Below are 12,562 nucleotides of genomic sequence, written 5' to 3'. Positions count from 1 at the left end.
CCTCAGGTCATCGCCGGGAAGTTGTTGAACAGGTTCATGGTGTAGGTGAAGATCTCGCTGCCGAGAAAGCCGGCCATGGCGGCGATGGTGACGGCGACCGCAATCAGCTTGACGGCGAACGAGATCGTCTGTTCCTGCACCTGGGTCAGCGCCTGCAGCAGGCCGACGAGGATGCCGACGGCGGAGGCGACGAGGATCGGCGGCAATGACAGCATCAGGACCAGCACCATCGCCTCGTTGAGCTGGTGCACGGCTTCATTGGGGGACATGGCGATCCTTCCTGGGAACGGGCAGCATTGCGCGGGAGCGCGGCAAGACGATCAGTGGGCGTAGGTCTTGACCAATCCGAGGATCAGGCGGGACCATCCGTCCACCGTGATGAACAGGAACAGCTTGAACGGCAGCGAGATCGTCAGCGGGCTGACCATCATCATGCCGAGTGCGAGCAGGATGTTGGTGACGATCAGGTCGATGGCGAGGAACGGAAGGTAGAGCAGGAAGCCGACCTCGAAGGCTTCGCGGAGCTGGCTCACGGTGAAGGCCGGCAGGACGATCACGATGTTGTCCGCCGTCAATCCGTCCGAGATGTTCTTGGGCCAGAGCTCCCGCGCCGATTCCAGGAAGAAGGCCTTCTCGCGGCTGGAAGCGTGCTTGCCGAGGAAGCGCTCCAGAGGGCCGCGTCCGGCTTCGAAGGCGGTCTTCAGGCCGTCGGCGGTGCCGTAATTCGGCTTTGCCGCGCTGACGAGGTCGTACGTCTCCATGACGACGGGCGCCATGATGTAGGCCGACAGGATCATCGCGAGCGCGTTGAGCGCGATGTTCGGCGGCACCTGCTGGACGCCGAGCGCGTTGCGGACCAACGACAGCACCACCGAAAGCTTGATGAAGCTCGTGGTCACGACGGCGATGAACGGCAGGAGCGCCGCGATCCCGAGGATCAGGATGAGATTGAAAGGATCGGTCATGGTCGCGTGATGCCGCCGGTGCTTCAGGCCGAAGACGACATGACGCGGGTGATGCGCACGCCGATGCGTTCGTCGATGCGGATCAGATCGCCGGTGCCGATCAGCTGGCCGTTCGCGCGGATTGCGACCTCGACACCGTTCTCCAGCGCGGGACGATCGAGCGAGACGATGGCGCCGGGCTGCCAGGCCTGGACCTGGGCGAGCGGGATGCTCATGCGGCCGACGTCGAAATCGACGATGACGCCGAGTTCGGCCATCGTCGCGACGGGCGCGTCGGCTGCCGCGACATCCGGTTGCGGATCTGCGCCGGTCCGGGGCAGAGGATCGTGGTCTTCGGACATGCTGTTCACTCTCTCGAGCAGGGATCGCCGGTAGCGCTCGGTGACTTCATGGCCGAGGCAAACCCAGTTTTCGTCGGTGAGGCGGAAGGCATGCGCGCGGCCTTGCGCGCGCAGCACGATGAGGTCCGGCGGCAGTTGCGGGAGCGCAACCACATCGCCCGGCCGGAGCGCCGCGAGATCGCGGTACGACAATCGAAGGCTTCCGAGGGTGTGGCAGGCCTCTGTCGCAAGGCTGTCCGCCAATCCCCTGTTGACGGCCGCCGGCGCAAACGCGCCTGACGCGACCACTGACGCGAACGAGGACATCGTCGCGCCGATGGACAGCCTGACCGGTTCGGTCGCGATGCGATCGATGCTCAGGGACAACCAATGCAGCGCTCCGCCGATGCGGGGGGCTACGTCCACCAATGCGCCGCGCGCGACGATCCTCGGACGGCCCATGTGGTTGTCGGGAATCGCATCCCAGATGGTGCCGACCATGCCTTCCTCGATGCAGCTGCGCAGCGCAGGCGGCAGGTCATGAACATCGGGCATCTCGAGATCGGCGCCGAACAACGCTCCGAACGGGAAAGTGTCGATGATCGCTGCGAAGAGCGGGCCGCCGTCCGGTTGCACCAGGAGCGCCGGCATCGCCGGATCGGGTGGATCGATCGCCGAAAACCGGAACGCCGCGGAGGACGCACCCTGTGACAGCGGCACCTCGCGATATGACAGGATCGCGTTCCACAGCTCGTGGTGCGCGAGCGCGGCCGTGAACGCGGGCGGTTGCCAGTGAACGATGGTCATGGGCGCAAGTCGGCGATCATTGCGATGGGGTACAATCAGAGAAACAGGCTGAGCGGCGGCGGCGGAGCTTCGGGCTCCCGATTGGCCGCGTCAGGGCGCTTCTCGATATCGAGGATGCGGACGGTCTTCTTGGACTGGCGCGTCAACAGCCGTGCCGCGAGGGCTTCGGCGGCACGGACGAGTGCTTCCGGGAGTTCCGGGCCGGTGCGCTCGAAGATGACGTCCAGCGTGGTGGGGGTGAGCGTGATGTACAGTCCGGTCAGGCCGAGGCCTTCCTGCGGAAAGGTAAGGGCTAGCCGCAGCGGAGCGCCATCGCGGGGCGCCATATCGGCGCGGATCGAGCGGTCGATCGCGTCCGTCACGGCGTTCACGATCTCGTCGGTCGACGATGCGGCGGCGGGGGCGGGAGCCGCATCAGCCGGCGTCGGCAATCCGGTCCAGCGTGGCTGCTCGGCCGTCGCCAGCACGCGCGGCTCCGGCGTCTGCTGCTCCTGGCCGTTCTCGCCCTCTGAATCGCGCTTCGACTCGCGGACGGCGGCACGGAAGCTGCGGAGGAAGCCGGCCTCGCGATCCGTCATCGCGTAGGACGATCCCGTGGTGTCCTCGTCGAAGTCGAGGGATCCGCCATCGGTCAAATCGGCCTGAGGGCCAGTGCCGAGGCGCGGGTCGACGCCGACATCACGCGGGGTCATGAGTCCGTTCCCGGGCAACGCGCCGCTGCCGGATCTGCCGACATTGATCATCATGTCCTCCTGCTTCTCGAGCTGAACACGTCTTCGATCTCGATCTCTTCCCGGTATGTCGCCTCGCCGCGGAGCTCGTCGCCGATGGTGCCCGTGAGGATCGAATATTTGTCGCGCTCCTTCATCGACTGACGATGGACGATGACGGCGTCCTTCAATTGCCGTTCGAGGCGGGCATGGACGTGAGCGGCGCGATCGGAGGCATCCACGAGCCTCGCGTGCTGGTTCTCCAGCTGCCACAGCCGGCCCTTGGTCTCTTCGATCTCGTCGTGGTCGATGATGCGGCCGATGATCGGCTCGTAAATGGCGTCCTCGCGCTCCGGCAACGTCCTCTTGCTCTCGCTGACGTGGCCTTTCGCGCGATCGAGCTCGGCGAGCGCGGAAGACACCTCGATGCGCTTGGTGTTGACGGCGCGCAAGGCGCGGTCCTCTTTCAGCTCCTTGAGCCGCAGCAATAGTTTCAGCTGCTCGATCATGACGTCAGCTCCGCGAGCTTGGCGAGCGTCGCTTCCATGCCGTCGAATTCGTCAGTCGCCTGCTGCAGGTACCGGTTGATCGGCTCGTGCTTGTCGATCGCGAGGTCCGACTGCGGGTCCGCGCCCTTCTTGTATTCGCCGACCTTCACCAAGAGCTCGATGTCTGCATAGGCCGCGAGCCAGGCATTGACCTTGCGCGCCATGACCATCTGCCGCTTCGGGACGATCGCATCCATGACGCGGCTCTTGGAGTTGAGGATGTCGATGGCCGGATAGTGGCTTGCCGCTGCCAGCTTGCGCGACAGGATGATATGGCCGTCGAGGATCGACCTCGTCTCGTCGGCGACGGGCTCGTTCATGTCGTCGCCCTCGACGAGCACGGTGTAGAGCGCCGTGATCGAGCCGGTGTCGTTCATGCCGACGCGCTCCATCAGCTTCGGCAGCGTGGCGAAGACCGAGGGCGGGAAACCGCGCCGGGTCGGGGGCTCGCCGGCGGCAAGGCCGATCTCGCGCTGGGCACGCGCAAAGCGGGTCACGGAATCCATCAGGAACAGCACCCGCTGGCCCTGGTCGCGGAAATATTCGGCGATGGCGGTGGCGACATAGGCGGCCTTGGCGCGCTCCATCGGGCTCTTGTCGGAGGTCGCGACCACCAGCACCGCCTTGGCCATGCCCGCGGGGCCGAGGTCATGCTCGATGAATTCGCGAACCTCGCGTCCGCGCTCGCCGATCAGCGCCAGCACCGTGACGTCGACATGCGCGCCCTTGACCATCATCGACAGCAGGGTGGATTTGCCGCCGCCGGCCGCCGCGAAGATCCCCATCCGCTGGCCTTCGCCGAGTGTGAGCAGGGCGTCGATGGCGCGCAGGCCCGTGGTGAGCGGCCGGTCGATCACCCGCCGCTTCATCGGGTCGGGCGAGCCCTTGTGGACGGGATACCAGGCCTCGGGCTCGAAACGCTCGGGTCGGCCGTCGATGAAGTTTCCGAGCCCGTCGAGCACGCGGCCCTTCAACCCCGGGCCGACCGCGACCGACTGCACGCGGCCGGTGCGGCGCACCTCGGTCCGCGGCGAGACACCGTGGGTCTCGCCGATCGGCGACAGCAGCGCTTCCTCCTGCAGGAAGCCGACGCATTCGGCGAGCAGGCTGCTGCCGGTCGATCGCGTGTAGAGCTCGACGATCTCCCCGACCTGAACGTCCGGAACCGCGGCGTGGATGATGGTGCCGACGACCTTGCGCACGCGACCCGTGAGATGGAACGCCTCGAAGGTGGCGACCCGCGATCGCAGGTCCGTGACGAAGCCGCCCAGCCGGGAGGTGATCCGCGCCGACCGGGCGGCGCGGATCGAGGCGACGTCGAAGGCGGCGGTGTCGTTCGAGCCTGCGTATTTGTTCACGGCTGGATCTCGTTCGAAGCGTCGCTGTGGTTGCTGAGGGCGTCGAGCACGTCGGCGGCGGCCTTCGCGTGTGCGCTGCGGATGACCGCTTCGAGGTCGGCGAACCGTTCCGCGATGTTGCCGTCGACACGCCCGACGCCGGTTTCGAGGATGATGCGCGATCCCTGCAGCGTCGGATCCTCGACGAGGTCGACGAGCTGAACTTCCGGGAATTCGAGCAGGATGGCAGCGATACGTTCGCGAAAATGCGCGTGCAGGCCGGGCGAGACCCGCAGCTCGGCGCTCTTCTCGCGCCGCATCTGCCGCAAGCTGGCCTTCACCAGCGCCTCGGCCCGCGCGAAATCGTCGAACCCGTCGACGAGCTTGCGAACGCACTCGACGACAAGGCGGGAGAGGTCGCGCTCGATCGCCACCAGCCCCATGTCGAGCGTGCGGCTCTCCTCCATGAGCTGGCCGACCGATCGAATGCGCGCCTCGACCAGACCGTCCTCGTAGCCACGGCGTGTCTCGCTCTGATACGACAATTCGGCGCGATGGCGCAGGTCCGCAGCCGTGGCTTCCGCGCCCGCGATCAGCCGGTTGGCCTCTTCGATGGCTGCAAATTCGGATCGCGGCAGAATATGTGCGCCGGCTGCCAGCGCGTAGTCGAATTCCTTCAACCGATAATAGCCGACCACGATTGTTGTCTCCGGCGCACGATCTTCATGAGTTGATCACAATGGATAGTCTCGAAACGTCCAACCGCACTGGCGCGCGCGGCATCATGGGTCGCGGGCGGCAGGCGAAGCGCAAAGGGGCCGGCGAGCGAGGGTTCGGCGATGTCGAGAAACCTGCCGATCGCGGCTAATCCGAGCTGTTCGATCTGCCCGGCGATGCCGTGCTCTCCGATCGGCTGCAGCGGCTCCTGGCGCGGCGTCAGGTCGAGTTCGCAGAGAGCGGGATAGAGCACCGGCACTTCCTGGATGGCGAACTCGAGGACGCCGTCGCCGAGTGCGTCGCGGATCTGCTCGCGATCGGCCTTCATGACCGTGCCGCGGATCCGCCGCGACAGGATCGCGGCCGCCAGCAGCTTCGCCATCCCCGCCACCTCGTCCATCGGCGCCGTCAGGATCGCGACCGCAAGGCGGGAGGAGGGGGCGCGGCGCAAGCGGCCAAGCATCAGATCGTCGATCGGAACGGCATCGAAGCCGATCCGGCGGGCGACGGCGCGGTTGATCGGTGCGCGAAACGCCGGATGATCGGACATGGCGCCGATCACGTGGGGCTCGAGAGAATCCAGCTCGCGCTGGAGCGGGTCGATGTAGTCGATCGGGCGCCTCAGCAGCGATGCCAGACGCACGGCCAATTCCAGCGCTCTGGCCTCCCCGCGCGGATCGGGCGTCGCCGGGATATCGGGGAGCGGAGGCCGCGCCGGGGCGGGGAGCTCCTCGGCTCGCGCTGCCAGGTCAGCTGCCAGGGCTGCCGTCACGACGGCTCCACCATGGCCATTGCCGTCGCGGGAGAGCGAGCGCCGCGTTCCTGTCGGCGGCTGCGCCACCACGACAGCAGTGAGATCAAGCTATGGGCGAGCAGGACGACGAGCACTGCACCGGTTCCCGCGGCAATCTGCCAGAAGCGGGTCTGGCTGCCTTCGACGACGCTGAGACCGGGAAGCAGCTCGATGGTCCTCGGCCGGTCGGCCGGTGCCACCGTGCTCAGCTTGGTGGGGGCAGCGTCCATCAGCACGACCGTCACGGCCGAGTAATCCAGCCCTTCCACCGCACTCGAAACCAGGCGGCGGATCTGGGGCTGGAAGAAATCGAGATCGACGCCGGGCTGGTGCTTGATGAAGACCGCGGCGGAGGACGGCTTGACCGGCTGGCCGAGGGTTGGAGAATCCGGCAGCACGATATGAACCCGTGCCGAGACGACGCCGTCGATCTGGCTCAATGTCTGCGACACCTCGGCGCCGAGCGCATTGATGTAGCGGACCCGTTCCTCGAACGGCGTCGACATGATGCCGGTCTTTTCGAACGCCTTGGCGAGCGACACATAGGTGCTCTTGGGATAGCCGGTGTCCTTGAGCAGCGCGATCGCGCGCAACATGTCGCGCTGGTCGACCGAGATGGCGAATCCGTCCTTGGCTCCCTTGGAGGCCTTGTCGACCGCGATGCCGTTGGCCGTGAGGACGGCGAGCATCTGGTTGGCATCGGCCTCGGACAGATTGGAGTAGACCTCCTGCTGGCACCCCGCGAGCACGAGCGTAGCGAGAACGATCAAAGCCCTGATACGCAGGCCCATGCGGGCAGCTCCGCTTGCTGTGAGTCCTGAAAGCGACGATGGTTGGCGGTCACTGCCCCTTGAGCAGCGACTCGAGCGCCTGTGTCGACTTTCCGGTCAGCTTGGAGGTGACGTCGACGAGCACGGAGAACTTCGCGACCTCCATCTGCATGGCCAGCAGCGTGTTGGTGTCGGCCGCGCGCGCCGAAGCGAGATTGCCGATGCGTGCTTCCTGCTTGTCGAACACGCCGCGCAGATTCTGCAATCCGTGCAGGATCGTGTCGCCGTGAGGCGCAGGCGCCGTCTTCGGCGGATTGAGGTCCAATGCCTGGCGTGCGCGATCCTGCGCGTCGGCGGCGGTGCCGCCATTCGCGGCGATCGTGGTTTCGGGACGCGTCGCGCTGGCAACCTCGGGAGGAGGCGAGGCGGCGGATCGGTTCGTCGCGGTCCTCTCCATTGCGGCTGAAAAGCGCTGACCCGCCGCTTCGCTTGGCTCAAGCCATCCAACCTTTGGGGTGCCCGCAGTTTGCGAAAAATCCGTCAAGCCTATGCTAGCCACCGGCGTTCTCCCGAAACAAAAAATCAAAAGTATGGGCGATCCAGATGAATGCCCCTGCTGCGAGCGGATCTATCACCAAACCAAATGCCCAACATCCCTCGATCGAACGAGGCTCGATCGAAACGTCGATCAGCTTTTCGCGATGTCGAGGTGTATCGCGACGGTTCCTTCGGCGGCGGGGCGCGCGGCCTGTAATCTGCGGCACACGCCGCTCGCGCTTGGCTTGATATCCTGGGAAGGAAACGGTTCGCCGAAGGAGAGCGTGGTGGCAGTATCGGTCGAGACGGTCCGGCAGTCGGTCGCCGCCGAGAACGCCAGCTCGCCGGTCGGAACCGGGCTGGTGGCGGAGCGGCAGGGCAGCTATCGCAGTGAGGCCGTACGACCGACGCTCGACAATGCGGTGATCACCAAAGCGGCGGCGCAAGGTGCCGGCGTGGTGACGGCGGTGCGGACCAACGTTCAGGACCTCGCGCGCCGCGTCCAGCAGGACCCGGCGGTGACGACGACGTCCCTCTATGAAACGTTGGCCGAGCTGCCCGAGATCGACAAGACGGCTTTGCCGCGCATGTTCGAATTCATCGACGGCCTCGCCGAACTCGCCGGCGGCGATGCGGCGCATGAGCATCGGGCCGAGGACGCCGAGCCGGTTGAGGGCGCCGATGCCCTTGCAGAGCAGGAGGCGGGGCAACTCGACAACGAGCGCATCCGCACCATTGGCGATCGCGAAGGCGGAAGCGGTGGCGACGAAGGGCAGGCGCAGGACGAGGAGGATCTGGAGAGCAAGCTGATGCAAGCGCTCGGCAAGTTCGGCAGTATCACCGACAAGGCGACGGCGGTGGCGTTGGCGCGCGGCTATTTTGAATCCAGGGGCGCCAACCCGCTTTTCCTCAACATGCTGAGCCTGCTGTCCGCCAAGCTGGACGGAATCGTGCCGCAGGCCACGCTGGCGCAGGTGATCGCGGCACAGGAGGCCTTGCTTGCGGCGGAATCGCTCGAAACCAGCCCCGCCGCCGTGCGCAGGCGCTATCGCAAGAGGCTTCGCGAGCTGAAGAATCTCGGCGAGCTGTTCGATGAGCTCGTCGCGATCGGACTGGAGAGCAGCCTGCCGGCATTGCTCGCCGAGATCGGCAGTGATCTTGCCGGCGTGACCCGGCAGAGCGATCGAGGGTTTCTGCGCTCGTTGACCTCCGAGCTGAAGAAGCTCTGGCAATTGAGGAGCGCGTATGACGACACGCGCGAACTGCTGCGTCTGACGGAGCCGCATCTGCCGCGCTTCGAATGGCGGCCCGAACCGGTCAAGATGACGTCGGTGCTACTGCTGTTCTGTGCCAAGCCCGTGGTTGGTCCTTCCGATACGCGCGTCCTGCTTGGTCCGGTTGCAAGTGCCGTGCTCGCGAGCCAGGTGGTGTTCGCCAACGGCCTGATGGATCTGCACAGCAGATTGCCGGACGGAATCTGGTCCAATGCCAAGGAGCGGATGCTTCAGCATCTGGCACTCGGCGCATTGTGCCAACGGCTCACCGATGAAGAGGAACGTTTCTATGAAGAGAGCAGTGGCACGTCGGCGGCATAGGGCGAGATGGCGCAGCTCTCCGTGATGGCGCTGCGGGTCATCGAGGCCTTTGCCGGAAACGCCGGAATTGTCGCACAGCCGGCTCCGGACTTCAGTTACGGATTCGAATTCGCCGAGCGCGGAACGTTGTCGATCATGGCGGCGGAAGACGGCCAGCGGATCATCGTCTGCCTGTCGCGCAGGCCACGTCGATCGGGGATAGCGGTTCTGAAGGACCTGCTGGACATCGCCGGTTACGACCCTTTCAGCGGATCCATGGTCCACGCCGGACTGGCGATCGATGGGGCACTCGCGCTTGCGATCGACATGGACGAGCCGCGATTTGATCTGCAATCGCTCGACGAGGCGCTGTCGCGGCTCGACGAACTGCATCGCTCGCTCCAGTGATCGGACAGCTCGACTCCATGACGCGCGACGATGGCTTTCCTGCAACAGCGCGCGAGAATCTCGCTTGCCGCCGCCGCAGATCATCACTGAATCGTCACGGCCGGATTGAAGCGATTGCACTTTTTGCACCGGCCGATCGGGGAGTGCCGGAGAAAACGCATTGCATCGTTCGAACGTAGGACGCCGGGATTCCGTTGCTCTGGCAAGGAAGCGTCCGGGGGACACCATTCGTGTTTGCGCCGGCGGCGATATTGAGCCGTGGGACCTGGAGATTTCAGCTTGAAGTGTGTTTCTCGCGAGAATCATTCGCCGCTGTCAGGGGGCCGCCGAATCGTCGCAACCGGCAAGAGGGACCTGCGCCGGGCCACCTTCGTCCGCGGCCGGCACGATCGCGCGATGCGTCGCTGCGCGCCGCTGCCCGGGCCGGGCGAAAGAAGGACCTCGGTCTGATGGGACGTGCAGGGCGCTCTGCCGTTGCGACAGTCGCGGCGCTGATTGCGGTTGCGCTTCTGACGTCCGGCTGCGCATTCCTCAACGCCGATAGCTGTGCGGATCGCGCCAACCTTCCGCCCGACCAGCTCCAATTCAGGGGCTGCAATGGCGGGGTGCTGTCCGCCGAGACGACGCGCGAGACCGTGTATCGCGGCGACGACAGTTCCCGACTCTGGACGGGAGCCGAGGTGCGCCGCGGCGCCAATGTCGATCCGAGCAGGGTCAATCAGCCGCCGGCAGCGCGCTCGCCGATCTCGGCCTGGTCCGGCTCGCTGAAGGTCGAGGTTCCCTCGGACGATGAGGTGAGCAGCAAGGATGCTGCGGAGATCCGGTCGGCCGGTGCCAACAAGTTCGATCCCGAGGAAAAGGTCACGGTGAAGTTCGAGAAGGCATCGCTCGACTTCTTCCTGAAGCAAATGCTCGGCGGTGCCCTCGGCGTCAACTATGTCGCGCCGGACGACATGGCGGGATCGGTGACGTTCCGCACCGAGCAGCCGATCTCCAAGAACCAGGTGCTGCAGGTCGTGCGCGACGTGCTCGGCCGCAACGGGCTGGAGATGCGGTACATGAACGGCGTGTACCAGATCGCGACCTCCGAAGCGATGGCCGGGCTGCAGCAGACCGTGGCGCCCGGGCGCGCCACCGACCAGGTGACTCGTGTGCTCCGGCTGCGCAAGGGCAGCGCCAACGAGGTCATCGCCTTCGTACGGCAGCTGGTGCCGGAGGACATCACGATGGTCGCGGCCAGCGGCGGCAGCTCGATCGTGGTCAAGGCGCCTGCGACCGAGCTCGACAAGATCGCCGAGCTCGTGAGCATCTCCGACAACAGCCTGGGCGACGATCGCGTCGCCATCGTCCCGTTGAGCCAGAGCTCGCCGGAGAAGATGGCTCAGCAGCTCGCCGAATTCTACCGCGGGCAGGCCCAGGCCGCGACCATCGTCCCGCTCGATAACCAGCAGGCGCTGTTGATCGGCGCCAAGGACCGCCGGGCGCTGCAGGGCCTGAAGGAGCTGATCCGGCGTCTCGACCGCGACACCGGTGGTGACATGGCGATGCGCATCATCCCGCTGATTCATCTCGGTGCCGACGAGGTCGTGCCGCAATTGACGGCGATCTACGCCGCGAGCGGCAATGTCTCGGCGGCCGCTGCCGCACCTGCGGCGGCGCCCGTGGCTGCGAGCGCGCAGCCCGGCCAGGCCGCGGCGTCCGCTCCGTCGGCGGTCCCGGTGCCTCCGATCCAGGTCCCCCGCGGCGTCGCGTCGGAAGACGGCGGCTTCAGCACCCCCGGTTTTGCGCTGGGCGGCGGTGCGTCGCCGCCGGCCGGCGGTGTGGCGCCTCCCGGCAATGGCAGCACCGCGGCCGCCATCGCGTCCAGCCTCGCTGGCCAGACGCCGGTCGCTGTGGCGGTGGCGGGGGCGCCGCCGGTGAAGTTCGTCGCCGACACGCGCAGCAACGCCGTGATGGTGTACTCGTCCTACTCGCTCTTCAAGCTGATCAGGGATCGGTTGAAGGTGCTCGACGTGCCGCAGGCGCAGGTGGTGATCGAGGCGACGGTCGCGGAAGTGACGTTGAACGATACGCTGGATCGCGGCGTCGAGGCGTTTCTCACTTCGAAGGGATTGGAGATAGGTTCGACGCCCCACGGTGCGCTCAGCCCCAATCTGGGCGGGGGGTTCGTCCATGCCAAGTTCGGCGTACAGGGTGCGACGGTCGACGTGATCCTGCGGGCCTTGCAGGCGGTGACCAATGTGAAGGTCATCTCCACGCCGTACTTGACCGTGATCGATGGCAAGACGGCGCGCCTCGTCATCGGCGACCAGATTCCGTTCTCGTCGTCGACGGCCACCGCGCAGCTCAACACCGGAACGACGGTGACTCAGCAGATCACCGTCAAGGACACCGGTATCATCCTCGAGGTCACGCCGAGGATCCGGGCCGACAATTCGGCGCTGTTGACGATCGATCAGTCGGTCAGCGATGCGATATCGAACGACACGACGAGCGGATTGACGCCGACGATCAAGACCCGGCAGGTGAAGTCGGATATCCTGACGCAATCGGGGGCGACGGTCATGCTGGCCGGCCTGATGCAGGAAGGCGTCGATCGAACCGAGAATGGCATTCCGGTGGTTCGCAACGTTCCGGTGCTCGGCGAGCTATTCAAGCAGACGAGTGACCACGTGTCCCGCCGCGAATTGATCATCCTGATCACGCCAAGGGTGATCCGGGCCTCGAACCAGATCGAGAACATCACGCGTCAGTTGCGCGGCGCGATGCGCATCCGTGAGTGATCTTGCGGGTGCGGACCGCCGCGTACGATCACGTGTCAGATCTGGATGGAATAGATGCTCTCCTCGCGCAAATGCGCAAGCGTGCTGAACAGCAGGGCGCGTTCCTCGATCCGCGTCTCGTGCGATCGCCTCGCATGCGCGTCGAGATAGCTCTCGAATTTGTGCGCGGCCTCGACCTGCTTCTTCGCCTCCAGCGGCGAGCCGAGCGGCAGCGGATCCCGGCCGCCGGCCTCGGTCTGGAAGCGCGGCAGGGGGCCGGCGGTGCGCTGGATCGGGTCGCTGTCGAAAGGCAT

The 12,562-nt window shown here is 65.9% G+C and carries 14 protein-coding genes; 3 read left to right on the top strand and 11 right to left on the bottom strand.

Annotation, left to right across the window (positions count from 1 at the left end; genetic code table 11):
* Positions 1–2: 2 nt before the first annotated feature.
* From sctS to sctI, 10 genes are read right to left on the bottom strand one after another with little or no spacing between them, the layout of a single operon-like run.
* The gene (gene sctS, locus CO669_RS07585) at positions 3–269 is read right to left on the bottom strand and encodes a type III secretion system export apparatus subunit SctS (protein WP_097659161.1); all 267 of its coding nucleotides are present in this window, start codon (positions 267–269) and stop codon (positions 3–5) included.
* Positions 270–320: 51 nt separating this feature from the next.
* A complete protein-coding gene (gene sctR, locus CO669_RS07580) occupies positions 321–965 on the bottom strand; it encodes a type III secretion system export apparatus subunit SctR (protein WP_097659160.1) in 645 nt (214 codons plus the stop codon).
* Positions 966–988: 23 nt separating this feature from the next.
* The gene (locus CO669_RS07575; protein ID WP_097659159.1) at positions 989–2,092 is read right to left on the bottom strand and encodes a FliM/FliN family flagellar motor switch protein; all 1,104 of its coding nucleotides are present in this window, start codon (positions 2,090–2,092) and stop codon (positions 989–991) included.
* A 35-nt stretch (positions 2,093–2,127) separates the two neighbouring features.
* The gene (locus CO669_RS07570; protein ID WP_143278636.1) at positions 2,128–2,784 is read right to left on the bottom strand and encodes a hypothetical protein; all 657 of its coding nucleotides are present in this window, start codon (positions 2,782–2,784) and stop codon (positions 2,128–2,130) included.
* A gap of 50 nt (positions 2,785–2,834) precedes the next feature.
* Positions 2,835–3,311: a type III secretion system stalk subunit SctO gene (gene sctO, locus CO669_RS07565; RefSeq protein ID WP_097659157.1), complete on the bottom strand. Its 477-nt coding sequence runs from the start codon at positions 3,309–3,311 to the stop codon at positions 2,835–2,837.
* Positions 3,308–4,657, bottom strand: coding sequence for a type III secretion system ATPase SctN (sctN, locus tag CO669_RS07560; protein ID WP_502694460.1), 1,350 nt, complete (start codon positions 4,655–4,657; stop codon positions 3,308–3,310). Before sctN ends, sctO begins: the two co-directional genes overlap by 4 nt.
* Positions 4,658–4,704: 47 nt before the next feature.
* Positions 4,705–5,385: a FliH/SctL family protein gene (locus CO669_RS07555; protein WP_158228751.1), complete on the bottom strand. Its 681-nt coding sequence runs from the start codon at positions 5,383–5,385 to the stop codon at positions 4,705–4,707.
* Entirely contained in the window at positions 5,364–6,176 is an 813-nt protein-coding gene (locus CO669_RS07550; RefSeq protein WP_143278635.1) for a hypothetical protein, read from the bottom strand. The genes CO669_RS07555 and CO669_RS07550 overlap by 22 nt, the downstream gene beginning before the upstream one ends.
* On the bottom strand, positions 6,173–6,988 hold the full coding sequence (gene sctJ / locus CO669_RS07545; RefSeq protein WP_097659154.1) for a type III secretion system inner membrane ring lipoprotein SctJ: 816 nt from the start codon (positions 6,986–6,988) through the stop codon (positions 6,173–6,175). Before sctJ ends, CO669_RS07550 begins: the two co-directional genes overlap by 4 nt.
* A gap of 49 nt (positions 6,989–7,037) precedes the next feature.
* Entirely contained in the window at positions 7,038–7,424 is a 387-nt protein-coding gene (gene sctI / locus CO669_RS07540; protein ID WP_097659153.1) for a type III secretion system inner rod subunit SctI, read from the bottom strand.
* Between the two features lie 91 nt (positions 7,425–7,515).
* On the opposite strand from sctI, the gene CO669_RS07535 reads away from it, so the two are divergent.
* From CO669_RS07535 to CO669_RS07525, 3 genes are all read left to right on the top strand, one after another.
* Entirely contained in the window at positions 7,516–9,099 is a 1,584-nt protein-coding gene (locus tag CO669_RS07535) for a hypothetical protein (protein WP_143278634.1), read from the top strand.
* A gap of 24 nt (positions 9,100–9,123) precedes the next feature.
* Complete coding sequence (locus CO669_RS07530) at positions 9,124–9,486, top strand: type III secretion system chaperone family protein (RefSeq protein ID WP_097659151.1); 363 nt, start codon at positions 9,124–9,126, stop codon at positions 9,484–9,486.
* Between the two features lie 449 nt (positions 9,487–9,935).
* Positions 9,936–12,269: a secretin GspD/PilQ domain-containing protein gene (locus tag CO669_RS07525; RefSeq protein ID WP_097659150.1), complete on the top strand. Its 2,334-nt coding sequence runs from the start codon at positions 9,936–9,938 to the stop codon at positions 12,267–12,269.
* A 35-nt stretch (positions 12,270–12,304) separates the two neighbouring features.
* Here the strand turns inward: CO669_RS07525 and CO669_RS07520 are convergent, their stop codons facing one another.
* Positions 12,305–12,562 (bottom strand): hypothetical protein, encoded by a 258-nt coding sequence (locus tag CO669_RS07520; protein WP_097659149.1) that lies wholly within the window; start codon positions 12,560–12,562, stop codon positions 12,305–12,307.

The organism is Bradyrhizobium sp. Y36 (genome assembly GCF_002531575.1).
Lineage (GTDB): Bacteria > Pseudomonadota > Alphaproteobacteria > Rhizobiales > Xanthobacteraceae > Bradyrhizobium.
Note: the sequence above shows the minus strand (reverse complement) of the source record. Positions and strands in the feature narration are given on the sequence as shown.

What these genes read in the sequence shown, in the direction of transcription:
- sctS (WP_097659161.1), bottom strand. Translation starts at nt 269, where the DNA reads ATGTCCCCCAATGAAGCCGTGCACCAGCTCAACGAGGCGATGGTGCTG.
- sctR (WP_097659160.1), bottom strand. Translation starts at nt 965, where the DNA reads ATGACCGATCCTTTCAATCTCATCCTGATCCTCGGGATCGCGGCGCTC.
- CO669_RS07575 (WP_097659159.1), bottom strand. Translation starts at nt 2,092, where the DNA reads ATGACCATCGTTCACTGGCAACCGCCCGCGTTCACGGCCGCGCTCGCG.
- CO669_RS07570 (WP_143278636.1), bottom strand. Translation starts at nt 2,784, where the DNA reads ATGACCCCGCGTGATGTCGGCGTCGACCCGCGCCTCGGCACTGGCCCT.
- sctO (WP_097659157.1), bottom strand. Translation starts at nt 3,311, where the DNA reads ATGATCGAGCAGCTGAAACTATTGCTGCGGCTCAAGGAGCTGAAAGAG.
- sctJ (WP_097659154.1), bottom strand. Translation starts at nt 6,988, where the DNA reads ATGGGCCTGCGTATCAGGGCTTTGATCGTTCTCGCTACGCTCGTGCTC.
- sctI (WP_097659153.1), bottom strand. Translation starts at nt 7,424, where the DNA reads ATGGAGAGGACCGCGACGAACCGATCCGCCGCCTCGCCTCCTCCCGAG.
- CO669_RS07535 (WP_143278634.1), top strand. Translation starts at nt 7,516, where the DNA reads ATGCTAGCCACCGGCGTTCTCCCGAAACAAAAAATCAAAAGTATGGGC.
- CO669_RS07530 (WP_097659151.1), top strand. Translation starts at nt 9,124, where the DNA reads ATGGCGCTGCGGGTCATCGAGGCCTTTGCCGGAAACGCCGGAATTGTC.
- CO669_RS07525 (WP_097659150.1), top strand. Translation starts at nt 9,936, where the DNA reads ATGGGACGTGCAGGGCGCTCTGCCGTTGCGACAGTCGCGGCGCTGATT.
- CO669_RS07520 (WP_097659149.1), bottom strand. Translation starts at nt 12,562, where the DNA reads ATGCCTTTCGACAGCGACCCGATCCAGCGCACCGCCGGCCCCCTGCCG.